The following is a 19,916-nucleotide window of genomic DNA, read 5'->3' as shown; positions in this document are numbered from 1 at the left end:
AGTTCCTCGCGCCCCTGGGGCACTGCCTGGTTTCTCGCCTGGAGATGCACCGCGCCCCTGAGGTGAGTGCAACTGGCCCTGGGGAAGATCGCGATTCGGCTGGGGCTAGCCTGGAGAGGTGACCGTGAATGCCGCCGCGCCTGCCGCCGCCCCCGCTGCCGCCCGGCCCTGGACGCTGAGCGTCGGGGCGTGGTTCTCCGTCGCCCAGGGCGTCCTCATCGCCGCCTACGGCGTGTACGTCATGGCGTCCCCGCTGACGTCCGCCAGCAAGACCGGCGTCGGCATGGCCGAGTTCGCCGGCGCGCTGCTCCTGCTGATGGGCCTGCTGCCGCTCGTCGCGGGCCGTGCGCTGCTGCGCCTCAAGCGGTGGGGCCGCAGCCCCGCCGTGATGATAGACACGCTCTGCCTCGCCGTGGCGTGGTTCACCGTCCAGAACGGCGGAGCCCAGATCGCGGTCGGCGTGCTCGTCGGACTCGCCGGCGTCGCGGGCGTCGTGCTGCTCCTGCACCCGAGGACCACCGCCGCGCTGTGGCCCTCGGGTCAGTAGGAGCGACTCACTCCTCGATGAGGAGCTTCTCCCGGAGCTGGGCCAGTGTGCGGGCCAGCAGCCGGGAGACGTGCATCTGCGAGATGCCGACCTCCGCCGCGATCTGCGACTGCGTCATGTTCCTGAAGAACCGCAGCACCAGGATCCGCTGCTCGCGCTGCGGCAACTGCGCCAGCAGCGGCTTGAGCGACTCGCGGTACTCCACGCCCTCCAGCGCGTCGTCCTCCGCGCCCAGCGTGTCGGCGACGGCGGGGGACTCGTCGTCCGTGTCCGGCACGTCCAGGGAGAGCGTGCTGTAGGCGTTCGCGGACTCCAGGCCCTCCAGCACCTCCTCCTCGGAGATGCCCAGGTGCTCGGCCAGCTCGTGCACCGTGGGGGAGCGGCCGTGGCGCTGCGAGAGCTCGCTCGTCGCCGAGGTCAGCGACAGCCGCAGCTCCTGCAGCCGGCGCGGGACCCGCACCGCCCAGCCCTTGTCGCGGAAGTGCCGCTTGATCTCGCCGACGATGGTCGGCGTCGCGTACGTGGAGAACTCGACGCCGCGCTCCGGGTCGAACCGGTCCACCGACTTGATCAGGCCGATGGTGGCGACCTGCGTCAGGTCGTCCAGCGGCTCGCCGCGGTTGCGGAAGCGCCGGGCGAGGTGCTCGACCAGCGGGATGTGCATCCGCACCAGCTGGTTCCGCAGTTCCACCCGCTCGGGCGACCCGTCGGGCAACTGAGCGAGACGGACGAAAAGCGCACGGGCGGCCTCGCGGTCCGGCGCGCCGTGCCGCTGGGGCGTGGCCACGCGCATGCCGGGGCCCCACGGCTCGGCCGTGGTCCCGGGCTCGGCGACGTCCGGCTCCACCTCGAAGTCGACCGCCTCCTCCGCCTTCGCGCCGCCGTCCTCAGGCTGCTTCGCGTCGAAGGCCTGGTCCGCGTCGGCGCGTTCGGCATCGTCCGCGAACACCCTTGCCTCCGTCTGCTGCTGGTCGCTCGCGTCCGCCTGCGCGGGCACGACAGCCCGGTCCGCTCCGGGCCTGTGGTTCAGGTCTCTCACGGCGATCCCCCGCTCCCATCTCCTTGCGTCACTGCTGGCCGGGGCCGGCACCGCGCTTCTTGTGCAGGCTGATGGTCACCGTCTTGTCCGCCTCGACCGTGGACTCGACCTCGCCGGCGAGGGCGGAGAGGACCGTCCAGGCGAAGGTGTCGCGCTCGGGGGCGCGGCCGTCCGTGGTCGGGGCCGAGACGGTCACCCGAAGCGAGTCGCCGACCAGGCGGAACACGCAGCTGAGGATGGAGCCTGGTACGGCCTGCTGGAGCAGGATCGCGCAGGCCTCGTCCACCGCGATGCGCAGGTCCTCGATCTCGTCCAGCGTGAAGTCCAACCGCGCCGCGAGACCGGCCGTCGCGGTTCGCAGAACCGAGAGGTAGGCACCCGCCGCGGGAAGTCGGACCTCGACGAAGTCCTGTGCGCCGGGCTCGCCGTCGATCTGGGACACCCTCACCTCCGTGCTGTGCTGTTGGGTGGTGCTGTGCTGTCGGGTGGAGCAGCCGGACGTCTCGTCCGTGCCGGTGACGCTATCGCGATCCCGTGTGTGATGTCGCCCATCCCGATGGCCGGGCCACCTCGGTGACTCATAGTAGGTCGCCATATACGCACCGTGGCAATGGGCGTGGCGAAATCCGCGCAGGGAGAGCAGGGATCACGCGGCCGGGGCCGGTGGGGTCCGCGGGTCAGGACGTGCCGAGCGCGGCGAGGGGATCACCGGCGAGCCGGTAGACCGTCCACTCGTCCATCGGGACCGCGCCGAGCGAGCGGTAGAAGGCGATGGAGGGCTCGTTCCAGTTCAGCACCGACCACTCCAGGCGCCCGTAGCCGCGCTCCACGCAGATCCTGGCGAGCTCGGTCAGCAGCGCCTTGCCGTGGCCGCCGCCGCGCGACTCCGGACGGACGTAGAGGTCCTCCAGGTAGATGCCGTGGGTGCCGGTCCACGTCGAGAAGTTGCGGAACCATAGCGCGAAGCCGACGGTGCGGCCCCGCTCGTCCTCGGCCATGTGCGCGAACGCCGCCGGGTGGTCGGCGAAGAGCGCGTCGTGCAACTGCTGCTCGGTGGCCTTGGCGTCGCTCAGTGACTTCTCGTAGTCGGCCAGCTCCCGCACCATCGCGTGGATCTCGGGAACGTCGGCAGGGGTGGCAGGTCGGATCATGACTGAAGCCTAGAACGTCGCAGACCGGTTCAGACGAGCCTTTGGTCCTCGAAGCACCAGCGCCAGCTCTCGCCCGGCTCGAAACTGCGCATCACCGCGTGGCCGGTCTGCCGGTGGTGCTCGGTGGCCCAGCGGCCCGGCGTCGAGTCGCAGCAGCCGACGTGCCCGCAGTGCAGGCACTTGCGCAGGGCGACGGGACGCTGGCCGAGCTTCAGGCAGTGCTCGCAGGTGGGGGTGAGCTCCCCCGGCTCCTCGGCGGAGAGCCGGTCCAGGTGCGGGCAGGGTCGTGAGGGGGACATGGGCCCCAGGGTAAGGCGCGTGGTCCGGTGTGTGTGGTTCTGTGTCGCCATGAGCGGAATGAGCGGCCGATGAGCAGCCCGAGCGCACTCCTCCTGCTGGTCGCGGGCAGCGCGGCGGTGGCCGGGGTGGCGCGCCGGTACCGGCTCTCCGCGCCCCTGCTGCTGGTCCTCGCGGGGCTCGGTGCGGCGTACCTGCCGGGGCTGCCGGACTACTCGCTGGACCCGGAGATCGTGCTGCCGCTGGTCCTGCCGCCGCTGCTGTACACCGCCGCCCAGGACGCGTCCTACCGCAGCCTGCGGAGGAACGTGCGACCGGTCGCGCTGCTCTCCATCGGCTACGTGCTCTTCTGCACGCTGACCATGGGTCTCGTCGCGCACGCGCTGATCCCCTCGCTGCCGCTGCCGGCGGCCTTCGTCCTCGGCGCGGTCATCGCCCCGCCGGACGCCGTGGCGGCGACCGCGATCGCCCGACGGGTCGGCCTGCCGAGCCAACTGGTCTCGATCCTCCAGGGCGAGAGCCTGGTCAACGACGCGACGGCGATCACCGCCTACCGGGTCGCCGTCGCGGCGGCGGTGGGGGAGGGCTTCTCCTTCGGCAGCGCGCTCGGCGAGTTCCTGCTGGCGGCGCTCGGCGGCACGGCGGTGGGCCTGGCGGTCATGTGGCCCCTGCAGTGGCTGCGCTCGCGGCTGCGCGACCCCCTGCTGCTGAACACCTTCTCGCTGCTGGTGCCGTTCGCCGCGTACGCGGCGGCCGAGGCCTTCGACGCGTCCGGGGTGATCGCGGTGGTCGTGGTCGGGCTCTACCTCGGCCACTACGCGAACTGCGTCGACTTCGAACTGCGGTTGCAGGAGGAGGCGGTCTGGAAGATGGTCGCCTTCGTGCTGGAGTCGGCCGTCTTCGCCCTGATCGGCCTGCAGTTGCCAGTGGTGGTACGGCAGTTGAAGGGCTACACGGCGGGGCAGCTGACCGTGTGGGTGGCGGTGCTGCTGGTGGCGCTGATCGGGCTGCGCTTCGTCTGGTCCTGGCCCGCGACGTACCTGCCGAGTCTGCTGAGCCGCAGGGTCAGGGAGCGGGAGGGCAGACCGCCGTGGACCCGGCCGTTCATCGTCTCCTGGGCCGGGATGCGCGGGGTGGTCTCGCTGGCGGTGGCCTTCTCGATCCCGGTGACGACGCACGACGGTTCGCCGTTCCCTGACCGGGACCTGCTGCTGTTCCTGGTCTTCGCGCTGGTCATCGGCACCCTGCTGGTGCAGGGCCTGACCCTGCCCGGTCTGGTCCGACGGCTGCGGCTGCCGCGTCCCGACCCCCAGGCGGAGACCCTGCGGGAGGCCCAGGCCCAGTACGAGGCCTCGGCCCAGGCCGAGGCCCGGCTCGACGCCCTGCTGGAGGACCCGCGCAACCGCCTGCCCGAAGCGCTGGAAGCGCGGTTGCGGCGGCTGCTGGACCGCCGCCGCAACTCCGTCTGGGAACGGATGGGCGCGCCCGTCCACGAGTCGACGGGCGAGTCCGTCGACAGCGCGTACCGCCGCCTCACCCGCGAGACGCTCGCGGCCGAACGCCAGGCCCTGGTCGCCCTGCGCGCGGAGGACCGCCTCGACGACGAGATGCTGCGCCGCCTCGTCCGCCGCCTGGACTTCGAAGAAGCCCTGATGGTCCACACCGAGGAATGAGTTGCACTCACCTCAGGGGCGCGGGGAACTGCGCGGCTCCACCGCGCGGGCGGGGCACTTCTCAGCAAGGGGTCCGTTGCACTCTCCAGGGGCGCGAGGAACTGCGTGACAAGCCACGGGCGTGCGGATGGTCCTCGCCGAGCAGGGCCGTCCTCCCCGGTGGGTTTCTCGCGCAGTTCCTCGCGCCCCTGAGGTGAGTGCAACTTCCCCGCCGTCCGAGGGGGCGGTGCGGGGGCGGTGCGCGTGCGGTCAGGGCGGGGTCAGGGGTGGGGGCGAGTCTCTTTCCCGTGAGCGCGGCAGACCGCAGCGCGAGAGACTCCGAGGTGGGAACCATGAACAGCAAGCGCGTCCTGATCTCCGGCGCCAGCATCGCCGGCCCCTCCCTCGCCCTGTGGCTGGGCCGTGCCGGTTTCGACGTCACCGTCGTCGAGCGGGCCACCTCGTTCCGGGAGGGCGGCGGCGCGGTCGACTACCGGGGGTCCGTGCACCGGACGGTGCTCTCGCGGATGGGCGTCCTGGAGACCCTGCGCGGTCTGGACACCGCGATGGGCGAGCAGGTCGTCCTCGACCAGTCCGGCCGTGAGGCCGTCCGGCTGCCGGCGTCCTTCATGAGCGGGGAGCTGGAGGTCACCCGCGGTGACCTCGCCCGGACCATCTACGAGGCCGGTCTGGCCCAAGCCCGCTACGTCTTCGGCGACTCCGTCCGGACCCTGACCGAGCACGCCGACGGCGTCACCGTCGAGTTCGAGCAGGGTGGCACCGAGGAGTTCGACCTCGTGGTCGGCGCCGACGGCATGCACTCGGTGACCCGGCGGCTCGCCTTCGGCGACGAGAGCCGGTTCCGGCGCGACTCCGGCTACTTCTTCGCGACCTTCTCGACCGAGGCTCCGGCGAGCCTCGGCCTGCGCGACAGCGGCGTGCTGTGGAACGTGCCGGGCCGGATGGTCGGCCTCTCCAACACGCTCGGCGAGGACGGCGCGATGCTCGTCTTCCACGACCCCGAACTGCGCTACGACCACCGGGACGTGGCCGGACAGCGGGCCATCGTGCAGGAGCACTTCGCCGACGCCGGGTGGGAGGTGCCGGGTGTGCTGCGGACGATGTGGTCGGCGTCGGACTTCTACTTCGACTCGCTGAGCCAGATCGTGATGGACCGCTGGTCCAGCGGCCGGGTGGTGCTGCTCGGCGACGCCGCCTGGGCGCCGGCGCCGGGTGGCATGGGCAACGGGCTCGCGGTCGTCGGCGCGTACGTGCTGGCGGGCGAGCTGGCCACGGCGCCCGACCACGCCACCGCCTTCGCCCGTTACGAGGAGCGCATGCGCCCCTATGTGGCGAAGTGCCAGAAGCAGGGCAAGGGGGCGGGCCCGTTCCTGGCGCCGCCCACCGCGAAGAAGCTGAAGCAGCGCAACCGGGTCTACAGGATGCTCTGCAGCAGGCTGCTGCGCTCCTTCTTCGACAAGCTCACCACCGGCGCCGCCGAGGCGATCCAGCTGCCGGACTACCCGTTGGAGTCACGGAAGGGTTCGTCTGCGACGGTCGGTCTCCTCCCGCAGTCGTAGACGAACCCTCGGCTCGGGTCGGCTCGCGTCGGGTCAGCGGTAGGCGATCACGCTCTCCGCCCGGCTGCCGTCCGGCTGCTGCCAGTTGGCGACGACGGTTCCGCGGGAGCCGTCGTCGGCCGGCTGGGGGAGCAGGCGGTGGATCACGAGCTCGCGTTCCTCGACATCGGTCACCCGCACGCGGACGGTGGGGTCGGGGGTGTCGCTCTCGCTCTGGGCCTGCGCGACGGCCTCGCCCCTGAGCAGAGCGGCGAGCTGCGCGAGCAACACCGGGTCGTGCGTGCCGTCGTAGATCCACCGGGTGCCGAGCACGCCGTGCTCGGAGGTCCCGATCAGCGCCCGCTCCGCGCCGTCGAGCGGGGCTCCACGGTAGGTGAGCGGCAGCAGGTAGGCCTCCGTCGGATCGGGTTGGGCGTCCGCGCCGGAAACCGTGACGATCATGAACTCGATGCCCACCTCGCCGGCCGGGTCGTCGAGCCGGAAGCCGCCCGCCCTGGTGAGCTCGGCGCTCGGTGCGCCCCGGTACCAGGGCTGGCCGGGAAGCCAGTCGGTGAGCAGTTCCAGCTTGGTGGGGCTCATCGTGGTGTGGTGGACGACAGCCAAGGGGTCTCCTCGTTCGATCCGTCAGTTGAACGGCCGGGGCCGGGAATCGGCTCCGAGTGGACCCTATGCCGAGCAACGGTCGGGGGTGGCTTTGTCCGGAATTGGCTCTCGCTGTGACACGGCTGTTGCGACCGTGTAGCGGAGCGGAGAGTTCGGGCGATCCCCGCGGCGCTACGTTGTGGTCGTCCGGTCGGAGTCAGTCCCCGGAACTCACCGTTGACCTGGGGGATTCCCATGCGAGACACCGCACACCGTTCCGTCGTCGCCGCGGCCACGGCCGTCTCCGCCGTGCTTCTCCTGGGAGCGTGCAGCTCCAGCGGCACCGCAGGGGCGAGCGGTGCTCAGTCCCCGGCCGCCTCCGGGCCGGCGGCCGCCCCGCAGTCGCCGGGCGCCACGCCGACGGGTGGGTCGTCGACGGGCGGATCGACTTCGAGTGGGTCGACCTCGGGTGGGACCGCCGCGACCGGCGCCGCCGCCGGCTGCCAGAACCTGGTCGTCAGCGCGGACGTGAAGACGGCGGTCACCCAGGCCTTCACGAAGGAGAGCGGGCGCGGTCACCTCGTTCCCCGTCCCGGCGGGTTCCTCTACGGCGAGTGCGGCGGCACGAAGTACGCGGCGACCGCCTTCGACCCCACGAAGGGCTCCACCTACAACGAGCAGGTGTCCGCCCAGGACGATGGCAGCGTGCGCAAGTACTTCACCATGACCGCCTCCGGCGCCTGGACCTACGTGGCCTCCGCCGACTTCCCCGACATGTCCGGCTGCGTCAAGCAGATCCCGGACGCCCTCGCCAAGCTCTGGGGCGGATGCCACCCGGTGGGTTGACCGGTGGTGACGCGAGGAGGGCCCGACCAGAGATCTGGTCGGGCCCTCCTCGAGTACGGCCGGAAGATCAGGCCTTCTTGGTCTCCCAGAAGATCTTGTCGATCTCCGCGATCAGGTCGAGAGCCTTCTGGCCCGTCGCCGGGTCGGTGGAGGCCTTGGCCGCGGAGAGCGCCTTGAGGGTGTCGTTCACCAGCTGGTGCAGCTGCGGGTACTTCTCGAAGTGGGGCGCCTTGAAGTAGTCGCTCCACAGCACGGAGACGTGGTGCTTGGCCATCTCCGCGCGCTCTTCCTTGATCACGATCGCGCGAGCGCGGAAGTGCGGGTCCTCGTTGGCCTGGTACTTCTCCTGGGTGGCCTTGACGGACTCAGCCTCGATACGAGCCTGGGCCGGGTCGTAGACGCCGCAGGGGAGGTCGCAGTGAGCGTGGACGGTGACCCGCGGTGCAAAGAGCCGAGAGAACATGGGAGTCCTTCCTGTGATCGTCTTCCCAGGAGGAGGTTACCGCCGAAAGCGCGCAGACTCGCGTCCACCCCGAGTGCTTAGGACAAAGGTCGTAGAAGAGGTGGACTTGCCTCCGCTGCTTGCGAAGATGGAAGCGGGACGAAGCCGGAGCGTTGGGCGAGGTTGAACGGATGGCCGAGCGAATGGGTGAAGCCGGAGGACAGGCGCGCGTGCAGGATCCGCAGGACCCGCAGGAACCGCCGGAGGGCGGAGTCGTGACAGGGCGGTTCGGCGTGCTCGTGGTCGACGGGCCGTCCATGGTGCCGACGCTCACGCACGGCGACCGCCTCCTCTGCCACTACGGGGCGCGGGTGCGCCCCGGCTCGGTGGTCGTGGCCCAGCACCCGCTCCGGCAGGATCTGCTGGTGGTGAAACGCGCGGTGGAGCGCCGCGCGGACGGCTGGTGGCTGCTGTCCGACAACAGTCAGGTGGAGAGCGACAGCCGCGACTACGGCGCGGTCCCCGACGACCTCATCCTCGGCCGTGTGCTGCTGCGCTACTCGCCCGGACTCTCCTGGCTCGCCCCCTCCGCCTGGTGGCACCCGGTCCTCCGGGCCCTCCCCTACCCCTTCGCCCGCCGCCTCGGCGACTTCCGCCGCCTCGCGGACTGATGTGCGCCTTCGGCGCGTGGGGCTCTGCTTGATCAACTGCGTGCGCGGAAGTCACCCGCGCAGGTGGAGCCCCGATCGCGCAGGGCCATCCGCACAGGTGGTTGCTCGCGCAGTTCCGCGCGCCCCTGGGGAGCGCTTACGCGCTCGCCGCTTCGCGCTTGCGGGCGCGGTAGGCGGCGACGTTGGCGCGGGTGGCGCAGCGGTCGCTGCAGTAGCGGCGGCTCCGGTTGGTGGAGGTGTCCAGGTAGGCGTTGCGGCACGGCGACGCCTGGCAGATGCCCAGCCGGTCCACCCCGTGCGCGGTGAGGTGCATGGCCAGGCCCATGCTCGCCAGCGCCGCGTACAGCGCGGTGGCGGTGGGCGCGTTCTCCGCCAGGTGCATGTGCCACTGCGGCCGGCCCGCGTCGTCCAGGTAGCCGTGGCCCGAGATGACCGGGCTGACCGGGTACTCGATCAGGAGTTCGTTGAGCAGATCCACAGCGCGTCCCTGCTCGTCCTCCGCCGCGGACTCGAAGACGCCGCGCAGTCGCGCGCGGACCCCGCGCAGCCGGGCGATGTCGGCCTCCTCGGCCAGCTTCGCGCCGCGACCGCCGGGACTGAACAGCCTGCGGATCTCTTCGACGCTGGTCAGGGCGTCTTTTCCGCGCTCGGGCTCCTCGGTGTTGACCAGCCTGACGGCGTAGTCCGCGTAGGTGGTGAGTTCCATGAGTCGGCGTCCTCGGAGCAGTAATGACTCTTCTGCTGAGCAGGGTATTACGAATCGCGGTTGCATGACATGGGCGGTCGGCGGGTCCCAGAAGTATGGCGCTTCGGGTCGTCTGTGATGAACCCGACCGATTCTCGAGGGCACCCGGCTGCCCAGAACCAGCTGGGCTGTGTCAAAATCGGCACACGGGTGACCCCCGTCAGTCGAGCAGGCCTACCGGATCGGGACCGATCCGGGTGGTGCACAGGACCGGAAGCCAGGACAGCGCTCCGGAGCCGAGGCACCGTCCGTACCTCCGGCCTCTCGCCGTTAGGCATTCGTTACCGTTTGTCCACTTATGTGTGTTTGTGTCCCCGTCTGTGCGGGCGGATCTCACGACACGGCAGGGTCGGAAGACCGATCCTGGGGGACGAACAGACGAAGCTGCGGCGGCATTGTCCCGACTAGTGTCGAGATCGGCATCGAACCGGACGCGTAACCAGCTCAACCCACCCTCACAGAACGACGACGAAGAGGTCCTCGTGGCAGCCGAGATCATCAGTCCCCGTCCCCTCGACGACCAGGAGCCGATCGACCCCGCTTTCGCTCTCCACCGCGGCGGCAAGATGGAGATCCACGCGACGGTCCCGGTCCGTGACGCGGACGACCTTTCCCTTGCCTACACCCCCGGTGTCGCGCGGGTCTGCACGGCCATCGCCGAGCAGCCGGAGCTCGTCAACGACTACACCTGGAAGTCCAACGTGGTCGCCGTGGTCACCGACGGCACCGCCGTGCTCGGACTCGGCGACATCGGCCCCGAGGCCTCCCTGCCCGTGATGGAGGGCAAGGCGATCCTCTTCAAGCAGTTCGGCGGCGTCGACGCCGTGCCGATCGCGCTGGCGACCAAGGACACCGACGAGATCATCGAGACCGTCGTGCGGCTCGCGCCGTCCTTCGGTGGAGTGAACCTCGAAGACATCTCGGCACCGCGTTGCTTCGAGATCGAGCGCCGTCTCCAGGAGGCCCTCGACATCCCGATCTTCCACGACGACCAGCACGGCACCGCTGTCGTCACGCTCGCGGCGCTGCGGAACGCCGCTCGACTGACCGGCCGCACGCTGGCCGACCTCCGCGCCGTCATCTCCGGCGCGGGCGCGGCCGGCATCGCGATCGCCAAGATCCTGGTCGGCGCGGGCATCGGCGACGTCTCGCTCTGCGACCGCCAGGGCGTCGTGCACGTCGGCCGCACCGACCTGACCGACGTCAAGCGCGAGATCGCCGAGCTCACCAACCGCGGCGGCCTGACCGGCTCGCTCGCGGACGTGCTGGTCGGCGCGGACGTCTTCATCGGCGTCTCCGGCGGCAACGTGCCGGAGGAGGCGGTGGCGGCGATGGCCAAAGACTGCCTGATCTTCGCCATGGCCAACCCGACCCCCGAGGTGCACCCCGACATCGCGCACAAGTACGCGGCGGTCGTGGCCACGGGCCGCTCGGACTACCCGAACCAGATCAACAACGTGCTGGCCTTTCCCGGCATCTTCGCCGGTGCGCTCCAGGTGCGGGCCTCCCGCATCACCGAGGGCATGAAGATCGCCGCGGCCGACGCGCTGGCCGGGCTGGTCGGCGACGACCTCTCCGCGGAGAAGGTCATCCCGAGCCCGTTCGACGAGCGGGTCGCCCCGGCCGTCACCAAGGCCGTCGCCGAAGCCGCCCGCGCCGAGGGCGTCGCCCGCGCGTAAGCGGCGCGGCGTCAAGCCCGCCGCGGAGCCGTGGATCGCATCGTGGCGCCGCCACGGGCCTGCCGCGGAGCCGTAGATCACATCGTGGCGCGGTTCCGCGGCGGGCGCGCGCGGCCCTAGGGTCGAGGCATGTTCGCTGCCTATGCCGCACGTATCACGCCGGACGACCCGCTGAGCGGCCTGGAGCTCGGGGAGCGTCCCGAGCCCGAGGCTCGGCCCGGTTGGAGCGTCGTCACCGTCAAGGCCGCCTCGCTCAACCATCACGACCTGTGGTCCCTGCGCGGCGTCGGCCTCTCCGGCGACAAGCTGCCGATGATCCTGGGCTGTGACGCGGCGGGCGTCGACGAGGACGGCAACGAGGTCGTCCTCCATTCCGTCGTCGGCCAGAGCGGTCACGGAGTCGGCCCTCGCGAGCCGCGGACCATCCTGACGGAGAAGTACCAGGGCAGCTTCGCGGAGAAGGTCGCGGTGCCGACCTGGAACCTGCTGCCGAAGCCGGCCGAGCTCTCCTTCGAGGAGGCCGCCTGCCTGCCGACGGCCTGGCTGACGGCCTACCGGATGCTCTTCACCAACGCCGACGTGAAGCCCGGCGACACCGTCCTGGTCCAGGGCGCGGGCGGCGGCGTCGCCACGGCGCTGATCGTCCTCGGTAAGGCTGCCGGCCTCCGGGTCTGGACGACCAGCCGCGACGAGGCGAAGGGTGTGCGGGCGGTCGAGCTGGGCGCCGACGCCTGGTTCCCCAGCGGCGCGCGGCTGCCCGACCGGGTGGACGCGGTGATGGAGACCGTCGGCGCGGCGACCTGGTCCCACTCCATCAAGTCGCTCAAGCCGGGCGGCACGCTCGTCATCTCGGGCGCGACCAGCGGCCCGAACCCGCCTGCGGCCGAGCTGACCCGGATCTTCTTCCTGGAGCTCAAGGTCGTGGGCTCGACCATGGGCACGAAGGACGAGCTGGCCGGCCTGCTCAACCTCTGCGCGACGGCGGGCGTCCGCCCGGTCATCGACTCCGTGCTGCCCCTCGCCGACGCCCGCGAGGGCTTCGCCCGCATCGCCAAGGGCGACGTCTTCGGCAAGATCGTCCTTCAGCCCTAGCGACAACAGTGCCGTGCCCCGGTGAGCAACTGCTCACCGGGGCACGGTCGCGTTCAGGATCGCGCTCAGCGCAGGCGCTTGGCCGCCTCGGCCAGCACGGCGCGGGCGCGCTGGAGGCTTGCCGGCGTGACGCCCGCGTCGCGGGCGCCGTCGCGGACCTCGTCGCGGAAGCGGTCCAGCAGGGCGCTGAGTTCGCGCAGCGGCTCGCCCTCGGTGTCGACTCGGGTCCAGCTCGGGAGATCCTCGGGTGCCGTCGCCTTCTCGAAGCCGACCTTCTCCTCGGCGGAGGTGGTGCCGTCCGCCGGAGGCGTCCAACGGGACGGGTCGGCCAGGCCGCTCAGGGTGCGGGTGAGCTCGGAGAGGCTCTCGGAGAGGCCCGTCGGCCAGTCGCCGCTCTTGACGTGCGACTTGATCTGCTCGCCGATGCGCGTCGCCTCGCGCCGCGCCTGCTCGCGGACCGCGCGGGCCTGCTCCTTGGCCTCGTGGGCCTCCTGCTTGGCGGAGCGGGCCTGCTCCTTGGCCTCGCGGGCCTGTTCGCGGGCCTGCTCCTTGGCGACGCGCCACTCCTCCTTGGCGCGCTGCCAGGAGTCGTGGTCGGCACGCCAGGCGTCGTCCCCGAAGCGGACCTGACGGCGCGACTCCTTCGCGGCCGCCCGCATCTCCTCACGCAGCACCTGCGCGGAGTCGCGGACGTCCTCGCGGATCTGGTCGGCGAGCTGGGAGACGGAGTCGTGGATCTCTGCCTCCAGGTCGGCCAGCTCCGCACCGCGCGCGGTCAGCTCGGCCCGGCCGGCCTCGGTGATCCGGTAGACCTTGCGGCCGCCCTCGACCGAGTGCTCGACCAGGCCCTCCTGCTCCAGCTTGGCCAGACGGGGATAGACCGTCCCGGCGGAGGGGGCGTAGAGCCCGTGGAAGCGTTCCTCCAGCAGGCGTATCACCTCGTAGCCGTGGCGCGGCGCCTCGTCGAGCAGCTTGAGCAGGTAGAGACGCAGGCGGCCATGGGCGAAGACAGGACGGCTCATGCCTCGTCAGCCCCCTTCTGGAAGTCGATCGCGAGCGGTGCGGCGTCGGAGGGGGCGTCCTCCTCGTCGGGCCGGCGCAGGACGGCGACCGAGCCGGAGACCGTGGTGATCTTCACACGGCTGGTGCCCGCGCCGAGCGTACCCGTGATCCGCTTGGCTCCCCACATGCCGCTGACCTGTAGCTGGTCGAAGGAGGAGGAGATGGCGCCGCTGGTGGTGTCGGCGCGGACCTGGGCATCCGCCGGGGCGGGGATGCGAACGGCCACCTCACCGGAGACATTGGTCAGCTCCACGTCGGCGGCCGCCGGACGGTCGAGGTCGACCGTCATCGCGCCGCTGACGGAGTTGGCCTTCAGCGCGCCGCTGGTACCGGCGAAGACGGTGAGCGCGCCGGACACGGTATTGATCTTAAGCCCTCCGGACGTCTCGTGGGCCTCCACGGCGCCGGAAACCGTGTTGGCGTCCACCGGGCCGCTGACCCGAACCAGCGTCAGACCGCCGCTGGCGGAGTTGGCGTGGACCCGGCCGGTGATGCCGGAGACGATCGCGTCGGAGGAGGCCGAGCCGATCTCGACGTCGACGTCGGCGGGGACGACGAGGGAGACCACCGCGCGGCGCTTCTGCCGCAGGCCCTCGAACCAGCGGCCCAGCGCCTTCCACTGGAAGTCCTTCCAGTGCAGATCCTCGTAGGTGATCTCCAGCTCGCCGCCGTTCAGCGTGATCTGGAGCGGCGGGCCCTCGACCTCCGACACCTCGAGCCGCGCCGGGCTGTCGCCCGCGACGACGTTCACGGCGCCCGCCATGGTGCGCACCTTCACGCGCCGCACCGGCTCGCCGAAGGTGAGCTTCTGCGGCTCGCTGACGGTCCACTGCTCGGACATATCGGACTCCCCGATGGGTCTGGCCGCGCCACCTGAGGCGCGCCCTCTGGTATTCACGATATATCGCGCCGGACGAGAGTCAAGCTATATCGCGAAAGTCAGGGTCCGCCTCAGGGACGCGTCAGGGTCGCCTCGCCCTCCGGTACCAACCGCCGCCGGCCGCCGCTACTCCTCGTCCTCGTCGTCGAGCCGCGCCAGCCAGGTGGCGAGACGCTCGATGGGCACCTCGAACTCGGGGTTCAGGTCGACGAACTCCTGCAGCCGGTCGGCCAGCCAGTCGAAGCCGACCTCCTCCTCGCCACGGCGGCTCTGCAGTTCCTCGATGCCACGGTCGGTGAAGTACATCCATGTCTCCCAAGCAGAAGGGCCCGGTCCCGCGCGAACGCGGGACCGGGCCCGTCGGTACTGCCCTCACACTACGTCAGGGCCGCCGGTCAGGACCGGCGAGTCAGAGCGAGAACACCTCGTCGACCAGGCCCTGCTGCTCCTGCGCGTGCCGCTTCGCCGAGCCGACCGCCGGGGCGGACGAGGCCTGGCGCGCGACCCGGCGCAGCCGGCCGCGGTTGGCGGAGGGGCCGACCACGACGTCGATGTGGTCCACCAGGTTGAGCGCGATGAACGGCCACGCGCCCTGGTTCGAAGGCTCCTCCTGCGCCCACACGTACTGCACGTCGGCGCCGTAGCGCTTGAGCTCCTCCTGGAGCTCCGCCACCGGCAGCGGGTACAGCCGCTCGACGCGGACGATCGCCGTGTCGGTGATGCCGCGCTCGGTGCGGGCGGCCTCCAGGTCGTAGTAGAACTTGCCGGCCGTGATCACGACCTTGCGCACGTTCGCCGGGTCGACCGTGGAGTCGCCGATGACCGGGCGGAAGCCGCCCGAGGTGAACTCGTCCGCCTTCGACGCCGCCGCCTTCAGACGCAGCATCGACTTCGGGGTGAAGACGATCAGCGGCTTGTGGTGCGGGTTGTGGACCTGCCAGCGCAGCAGGTGGAAGTAGTTCGACGGGAGCGTCGGCATCGCGACCGTCATGTTGTTCTCCGCGCACATCTGCAGGAAGCGCTCGGGACGCGCGGACGAGTGGTCCGGCCCCTGGCCCTCGTAGCCGTGCGGGAGCAGCAGCGTGACGCCCGAGTTCTGGCCCCACTTGGTCTCGGCGGAGGTGATGAACTCGTCCACCACCGTCGAGGCGCCGTTCACGAAGTCGCCGAACTGCGCCTCCCACATCACCAGCGCGTCCGGACGGGCCAGCGAGTAGCCGTACTCGAAGCCCATCGCCGCGTACTCGGAGAGCAGCGAGTCGTAGACGGTGTAGCGGGCCTGGTCCTCCGTCAGGTAGAGGAGCGGGGTGTAGTCCTCGCCGGTCTTGTTGTCGACCAGCACCGCGTGCCGCTGGCCGAAGGTGCCGCGGCGGCTGTCCTGGCCGGCCAGACGGACCGGGTGGCCCTCCATCAGCAGCGAGCCGATGGCGAGGGTCTCGCCCATGGCCCAGTCGATGGTGCCGTCCTCGATCATGGCGGCGCGGCGCTGCAGCTGCGGCAGCAGACGCGGGTGCACCGTCAGCCAGTCGGGCAGCGCGACCTGGGACTCGGCGATGCGCTTGACCATCTCCTGGGAGATGCCGGTGCCCACCGCGACCGGGAAGGTCGCCTGCGGACGCTCGGACACGGCGGGGACCGGCGTCACGTTGGCCTCGCGGACCTCCGCGAAGACCTTCTCCAGCTGGTCCTGGTAGTCCTTGAGCGCCTGCTCGGCCTCTTCCAGGGTGATGTCGCCGCGACCGATCAGGCCCTCGGTGTAGAGCTTGCGCACCGAGCGCTTCTTGTCGATCAGGTCGTACATCAGCGGCTGGGTGAAGCTCGGGTTGTCGGCCTCGTTGTGACCGCGGCGGCGGTAGCAGATGAGGTCGATGACGACGTCCTTGTGGAACGCCTGGCGGAACTCGAAGGCCAGCCGCGCGACGCGGACCACGGCCTCGGGGTCGTCGCCGTTCACGTGGAAGATCGGGGCCTCGATCATGCGCGCCACGTCGGTGCAGTACATCGAGGAGCGCGAGGCGGCCGGGGCGGCGGTGAAGCCGACCTGGTTGTTGATCACCACGTGCACGGTGCCGCCGGTGCGGTAGCCGCGCAGCTGCGACATGTTCAGCGTCTCGGCCACCACGCCCTGGCCCGCGAAGGCCGCGTCGCCGTGGATCTGGATCGGCAGCACGTCGAAGGAGTCGCCGGCCTTGTCCAGGATGTCCTGCTTGGCGCGGGCGATGCCCTCGACGATCGGGTCGACCGCCTCCAGGTGGGACGGGTTGGCGGCGAGCGAGACCTTGATCGTCTCGCCGTCCAGGCCGGTGAAGGTGCCCTGGGAGCCCAGGTGGTACTTCACGTCGCCGGAGCCGTGCATCGACTTCGGGTCGAGGTTGCCCTCGAACTCGCGGAAGATCTGCGCGTAGGACTTGCCGACGATGTTGGCCAGCACGTTCAGGCGGCCGCGGTGGGCCATGCCGATGACGGACTCGTCCAGGCGGGCCTCGGCGGCCGAGTCGAGCACCGCGTCCAGCAGCGGGATGACGGACTCGCCGCCCTCCAGCGAGAAGCGCTTCTGGCCGACGTACTTGGTCTGCAGGAAGGTCTCGAAGGCCTCCGCCGCGTTCAGGCGGCGCAGGATGCGCAGCTGCTCCTCGCGCTCCGGGCGGTCGTGGCCGCGCTCGACGCGGGCCTGGATCCAGCGGCGCTGCTTCGGGTCCTGGATGTGCATGTACTCGATGCCGACGGTGCGGCAGTACGAGTCGCGCAGCACGCCGAGGATGTCGCGGAGCTTCATCATCGTGTGGCCGGCGAAGCCGCCGACGGCGAACTCGCGCTCCAGGTCCCACAGGGTGAGCTCGTGCGCCTGGACATCGAGGTCCGGGTGCTTGCGCTGCTTGTACTCCAGCGGGTCGGTGTCGGCCATGAGGTGGCCGCGCACGCGGAAGGAGTGGATCAGCTCCATCACGCGGGCGGTCTTGTTGACCTCGTTGTCGTGGCCGCGGGCCACGTCGGTGGCCCAGCGGACCGGCTCGTACGGGATGCGCAGCGACTCGAAGATCTTGTCGTAGAACTCGCCCTGGCCCAGCAGCAGCTGGTGCATGGTGCGCAGGAACTCGCCGGACTGCGCGCCCTGGATGACCCGGTGGTCGTAGGTGGACGTCAGCGTCATCACCTTGGAGACGCCCATCCGCGCCAGCGTCTCCTCGGCGGAGCCCTGGAACTCGGCCGGGTACTCCATCGAGCCGACGCCGAGGATGGTGCCCTGGCCGGGCATCAGGCGCGGCACGGAGTGGACGGTGCCGATGCCGCCGGGGTTGGTCAGCGAGCAGGTCACGCCGGAGAAGTCGTCGACGGTGAGCTTGTTCTGCCGGGCGCGGCGGACGATGTCCTCGTAGGCCTGCCAGAAGCCGAAGAAGTCGAGCGTCTCGGCCTTCTTGATCGCGGCCACGACCAGCTGCCGGTCGCCGTTCGGCTTGGTCAGGTCGATCGCCAGGCCGAGGTTGATGTGGTCCGGCTTGACCAGGAAGGGCTTGCCGTCCTTCTCCGTGAAGCCGTGGTTCATCGCCGGCATCGACTTGATCGCCTGGACCATGGCGTAGCCGATGATGTGCGTGAAGGACACCTTGCCGCCGCGGGCGCGCTTGAGGTGGTTGTTGATCACGATGCGGTTGTCGATCAGCAGCTTCGCCGGGATGGCGCGCACGCTGGTCGCGGTGGGCATCGAGAGCGAGGCGTCCATGTTCGTCACGATGCGGGCCGCGGGGCCCTTCAGTGCGACGAGCTCAGGGCCTGACGGTGCCTCGGCGGCGGCGGTCACGTTGGTGCTGTCCTTCACGGTGTCGGCAGGTTGGGCCGGAGTGGCCGGAACGCGCTGGGTCGGCGCGGAGGGCGCAGCCGGCTTCTGGGTGAGAGGCGCGGCCGCGGCAGCCGGAGCGGCTGCGGGGGACGGTGCGGGGACGGCGGCCGGAGGGGCAGCCGGTGCGGGGACGGCTGCCGCTGCCGGGGCCGTCGGCGCTGCGGACGCCCCGGTCACGACGACGGCGGTGGCACCCGCGTTCTGGGCCGTGCCGGCGGTGGCGGAGCCTGCCTTCGCAGCGCTCGCCTTGTAGTCGGCGAAGAAATCCCACCAGGCCCGGTCGACCGAGTTCGGGTCCTGGAGGTACTGCTGGTAGATCTCGTCCACGAGCCACTCGTTCGGTCCGAAGGCGGCACCGGGGCCGGCCTCGACCGTTGTGGCAGGTGAGCTGTTCGAGTTATGGGGGGACTGTGACGACACGGCGGCAACCGCCCTCTTCCGCTTCCGTGTGGATGGTGGACAGCGGGTAGTAAGGCTACGCCTCCGCCGCACGTCCGCGCAGGTCCCGCAGAGCAAGCGTCGCCCAGATCACAGTCCGGCCGCAAACATTGGCCGAAAAACAAGGTTAGATCTTGGACGTGATGGGGGAGAACGAGTGGCTGTTCGTGCGGTGGGGGGAGCCTGATTCGGGCGTTCTTGCGGTTCAGGACTGCCCGTGCGGCAGGATCGTCTGCGGGCGGCGGGGTCCCGGCAGGCTGACCCGGATCAGACAGCCCGCGGGGGCGTCGGCCACCGCGATGGTGCCCTCGTGCAGCTCGACCGCCCAGCGGGCGATCGCCAGACCGAGGCCGGTGCCGCCGTCGGCCCCCGGACCCTGGGCCGTGGCCACGCTGCCGCGCCCGAAGCGTTCGAACACCCGGGCCCGGTCCTCGGGGGAGATGCCGGGGCCCTCGTCCGCGACGTCCACCTGGAGGCCGCCGTCCTCGGCGCGCCGGGCGCGGACCGTGACGGTGCCGTCCTTGGGGCTGTGCCGGCAGGCGTTGTCGACCAGGTTGGCGACGACCTGGTGCAGCCGCTCCGGGTCGGCGGTGGCGGTGAGCCTGGCGGAGACGTCCAGGCGCAGCGAGACGTCCGTGCGTCTCCTGCTGGCCCCGCCGGAGACCGAGCCGTCCACGGTGAGCCCGCGCACGACGCCCGCGAGGAAGGGCTCCACCTCGAAGTCGCGCAGCTCCAGCGAGGCGACCCCGTCCGCCAGCTTGGAGAGGTCCAGCAGGTGGGCGACCAGGCGGCCGAGCCGCTCGGTCTGCTCCAGGGCGGCGGCCATGGTGGCCGGCTTCGGCTCCACCACGCCGTCCACGACGTTCTCCAGCACGGCGCGCAGCGCGGCTATGGGGGTGCGCAGCTCGTGCGAGACGTTGGCGATCAGCTCGCGCCGCTGCTGGTCCGCGGCGGCGAGGTCGTCGGCCATGGTGTTGAAGGCCACGGCCAGCTCGCCGACCTCGTCGAGCGAGCGGGTGTGCACGCGGCGGGTGTAGTCGCCGGCGGCCATGGCGCGCGCGGCGGCGGTCATCTCGCGCAGCCCCGCGGTCATGCCGTGCGCCAGCAGCTGGGTGATCAGCAGCGAGGCGATCACCGAGAAGACCATGACCACCCGGATCTGGGTGGAGGAGTTCAGCGCCAGGACGACCATCAGCGTGGAGATGCAGACCGAGGTCAGCACGAGCACGTTCAGCCTGGCCTTGACCGAGCGCAGCGGGTCCAGGGGGCGCATCCCGGCCCAGAACCGCTCGGCCCGGCCCGGGCGCGGCTCGGAGCGCGACGCCCGGGGCGGCGTCGCGGTGGTGCGTGGGTGTGGGGCCTTCCTGCTCACCAG

Annotated in this window: 19 protein-coding genes; 7 read left to right on the top strand and 12 right to left on the bottom strand. The window is 70.9% G+C overall.

Annotated elements, in window-relative coordinates:
• Positions 1–118 precede the first annotated feature (118 nt).
• On the top strand, positions 119–547 hold the full coding sequence (locus tag BS83_RS37930) for a hypothetical protein (protein WP_051944897.1): 429 nt from the start codon (positions 119–121) through the stop codon (positions 545–547).
• Positions 548–554: 7 nt separating this feature from the next.
• On the opposite strand, the gene BS83_RS37925 is transcribed toward BS83_RS37930, so the two are convergent.
• The 4 genes from BS83_RS37925 to BS83_RS37910 form a co-directional block, all read right to left on the bottom strand.
• A complete protein-coding gene (locus BS83_RS37925) occupies positions 555–1,496 on the bottom strand; it encodes an RNA polymerase sigma factor SigF (RefSeq protein ID WP_332262372.1) in 942 nt (313 codons plus the stop codon).
• A gap of 118 nt (positions 1,497–1,614) precedes the next feature.
• Entirely contained in the window at positions 1,615–2,028 is a 414-nt protein-coding gene (locus BS83_RS37920; protein ID WP_037607822.1) for an ATP-binding protein, read from the bottom strand.
• Between the two features lie 235 nt (positions 2,029–2,263).
• Complete coding sequence (locus BS83_RS37915) at positions 2,264–2,737, bottom strand: GNAT family N-acetyltransferase (protein ID WP_084714746.1); 474 nt, start codon at positions 2,735–2,737, stop codon at positions 2,264–2,266.
• Positions 2,738–2,766: 29 nt separating this feature from the next.
• On the bottom strand, positions 2,767–3,036 hold the full coding sequence (locus BS83_RS37910) for a UBP-type zinc finger domain-containing protein (protein WP_037607819.1): 270 nt from the start codon (positions 3,034–3,036) through the stop codon (positions 2,767–2,769).
• A 69-nt stretch (positions 3,037–3,105) separates the two neighbouring features.
• Here BS83_RS37910 and BS83_RS37905 point away from each other — a divergent pair, with 69 nt between their 5' ends.
• Positions 3,106–4,707: a Na+/H+ antiporter gene (locus tag BS83_RS37905; RefSeq protein WP_037607817.1), complete on the top strand. Its 1,602-nt coding sequence runs from the start codon at positions 3,106–3,108 to the stop codon at positions 4,705–4,707.
• A 332-nt stretch (positions 4,708–5,039) separates the two neighbouring features.
• Entirely contained in the window at positions 5,040–6,266 is a 1,227-nt protein-coding gene (locus BS83_RS37900) for an FAD-dependent monooxygenase (protein ID WP_037607816.1), read from the top strand.
• A 33-nt stretch (positions 6,267–6,299) separates the two neighbouring features.
• Here BS83_RS37900 and BS83_RS37895 read toward each other — a convergent pair whose 3' ends face one another.
• Positions 6,300–6,869: a maltokinase N-terminal cap-like domain-containing protein gene (locus BS83_RS37895; RefSeq protein ID WP_037607814.1), complete on the bottom strand. Its 570-nt coding sequence runs from the start codon at positions 6,867–6,869 to the stop codon at positions 6,300–6,302.
• Between the two features lie 234 nt (positions 6,870–7,103).
• On the opposite strand from BS83_RS37895, the gene BS83_RS46005 reads away from it, so the two are divergent.
• Positions 7,104–7,694 carry a hypothetical protein gene (locus tag BS83_RS46005; RefSeq protein WP_157597479.1) on the top strand — a complete coding sequence of 197 codons (591 nt, stop codon included), beginning with the start codon at positions 7,104–7,106 and terminating at the stop codon, positions 7,692–7,694.
• Between the two features lie 67 nt (positions 7,695–7,761).
• On the opposite strand, the gene sodN is transcribed toward BS83_RS46005, so the two are convergent.
• Positions 7,762–8,157, bottom strand: coding sequence for a superoxide dismutase, Ni (gene sodN, locus BS83_RS37880; protein ID WP_037607807.1), 396 nt, complete (start codon positions 8,155–8,157; stop codon positions 7,762–7,764).
• A 296-nt stretch (positions 8,158–8,453) separates the two neighbouring features.
• Between sodN and sodX the strand changes: the two genes are divergently transcribed.
• Positions 8,454–8,807, top strand: a complete 354-nt coding sequence (gene sodX / locus BS83_RS37875) for a nickel-type superoxide dismutase maturation protease (protein WP_232248790.1) — start codon at positions 8,454–8,456, stop codon at positions 8,805–8,807.
• 136 nt (positions 8,808–8,943) lie between these two features.
• Here the strand turns inward: sodX and BS83_RS37870 are convergent, their stop codons facing one another.
• Complete coding sequence (locus tag BS83_RS37870) at positions 8,944–9,513, bottom strand: CGNR zinc finger domain-containing protein (RefSeq protein ID WP_037607805.1); 570 nt, start codon at positions 9,511–9,513, stop codon at positions 8,944–8,946.
• A gap of 521 nt (positions 9,514–10,034) precedes the next feature.
• Here BS83_RS37870 and BS83_RS37865 point away from each other — a divergent pair.
• Together BS83_RS37865 and BS83_RS37860 are read left to right on the top strand one after the other, a co-directional pair.
• Positions 10,035–11,231: an NAD(P)-dependent malic enzyme gene (locus BS83_RS37865; RefSeq protein WP_037607804.1), complete on the top strand. Its 1,197-nt coding sequence runs from the start codon at positions 10,035–10,037 to the stop codon at positions 11,229–11,231.
• Between the two features lie 129 nt (positions 11,232–11,360).
• On the top strand, positions 11,361–12,323 hold the full coding sequence (locus BS83_RS37860) for a zinc-binding dehydrogenase (protein ID WP_037607802.1): 963 nt from the start codon (positions 11,361–11,363) through the stop codon (positions 12,321–12,323).
• A gap of 65 nt (positions 12,324–12,388) precedes the next feature.
• Here BS83_RS37860 and BS83_RS37855 read toward each other — a convergent pair whose 3' ends face one another.
• The 5 genes from BS83_RS37855 to BS83_RS37835 form a co-directional block, all read right to left on the bottom strand.
• A complete protein-coding gene (locus tag BS83_RS37855) occupies positions 12,389–13,345 on the bottom strand; it encodes a PadR family transcriptional regulator (RefSeq protein WP_037607801.1) in 957 nt (318 codons plus the stop codon).
• Complete coding sequence (locus BS83_RS37850) at positions 13,342–14,226, bottom strand: DUF4097 family beta strand repeat-containing protein (protein WP_051944892.1); 885 nt, start codon at positions 14,224–14,226, stop codon at positions 13,342–13,344. Before BS83_RS37850 ends, BS83_RS37855 begins: the two co-directional genes overlap by 4 nt.
• 165 nt (positions 14,227–14,391) lie before the next feature.
• The gene (locus BS83_RS37845) at positions 14,392–14,571 is read right to left on the bottom strand and encodes a DUF6104 family protein (protein WP_037607800.1); all 180 of its coding nucleotides are present in this window, start codon (positions 14,569–14,571) and stop codon (positions 14,392–14,394) included.
• A 103-nt stretch (positions 14,572–14,674) separates the two neighbouring features.
• Positions 14,675–18,523 carry a multifunctional oxoglutarate decarboxylase/oxoglutarate dehydrogenase thiamine pyrophosphate-binding subunit/dihydrolipoyllysine-residue succinyltransferase subunit gene (locus BS83_RS37840; RefSeq protein ID WP_037607798.1) on the bottom strand — a complete coding sequence of 1,283 codons (3,849 nt, stop codon included), beginning with the start codon at positions 18,521–18,523 and terminating at the stop codon, positions 14,675–14,677.
• 223 nt (positions 18,524–18,746) lie between these two features.
• Positions 18,747–19,913, bottom strand: coding sequence for a sensor histidine kinase (locus BS83_RS37835; RefSeq protein WP_051944889.1), 1,167 nt, complete (start codon positions 19,911–19,913; stop codon positions 18,747–18,749).
• Positions 19,914–19,916: the final 3 nt, after the last annotated feature.

The organism is Streptacidiphilus rugosus AM-16 (genome assembly GCF_000744655.1).
Lineage (GTDB): Bacteria > Actinomycetota > Actinomycetes > Streptomycetales > Streptomycetaceae > Streptacidiphilus > Streptacidiphilus rugosus.
This window is presented reverse-complemented; position numbering and strand designations above follow the sequence as displayed.

Bases quoted from the DNA above. Each gene is read 5' to 3' on its own strand.
- BS83_RS37855 (WP_037607801.1), bottom strand. From the start codon at position 13,345: ATGAGCCGTCCTGTCTTCGCCCATGGCCGCCTGCGTCTCTACCTGCTC.
- BS83_RS37850 (WP_051944892.1), bottom strand. From the start codon at position 14,226: ATGTCCGAGCAGTGGACCGTCAGCGAGCCGCAGAAGCTCACCTTCGGC.
- BS83_RS37910 (WP_037607819.1), bottom strand. From the start codon at position 3,036: ATGTCCCCCTCACGACCCTGCCCGCACCTGGACCGGCTCTCCGCCGAG.
- BS83_RS37860 (WP_037607802.1), top strand. From the start codon at position 11,361: ATGTTCGCTGCCTATGCCGCACGTATCACGCCGGACGACCCGCTGAGC.
- BS83_RS37905 (WP_037607817.1), top strand. From the start codon at position 3,106: ATGAGCAGCCCGAGCGCACTCCTCCTGCTGGTCGCGGGCAGCGCGGCG.
- BS83_RS37900 (WP_037607816.1), top strand. From the start codon at position 5,040: ATGAACAGCAAGCGCGTCCTGATCTCCGGCGCCAGCATCGCCGGCCCC.
- sodN (WP_037607807.1), bottom strand. From the start codon at position 8,157: ATGTTCTCTCGGCTCTTTGCACCGCGGGTCACCGTCCACGCTCACTGC.
- BS83_RS37915 (WP_084714746.1), bottom strand. From the start codon at position 2,737: ATGATCCGACCTGCCACCCCTGCCGACGTTCCCGAGATCCACGCGATG.
- sodX (WP_232248790.1), top strand. From the start codon at position 8,454: ATGGTGCCGACGCTCACGCACGGCGACCGCCTCCTCTGCCACTACGGG.
- BS83_RS37870 (WP_037607805.1), bottom strand. From the start codon at position 9,513: ATGGAACTCACCACCTACGCGGACTACGCCGTCAGGCTGGTCAACACC.
- BS83_RS46005 (WP_157597479.1), top strand. From the start codon at position 7,104: ATGCGAGACACCGCACACCGTTCCGTCGTCGCCGCGGCCACGGCCGTC.
- BS83_RS37845 (WP_037607800.1), bottom strand. From the start codon at position 14,571: ATGTACTTCACCGACCGTGGCATCGAGGAACTGCAGAGCCGCCGTGGC.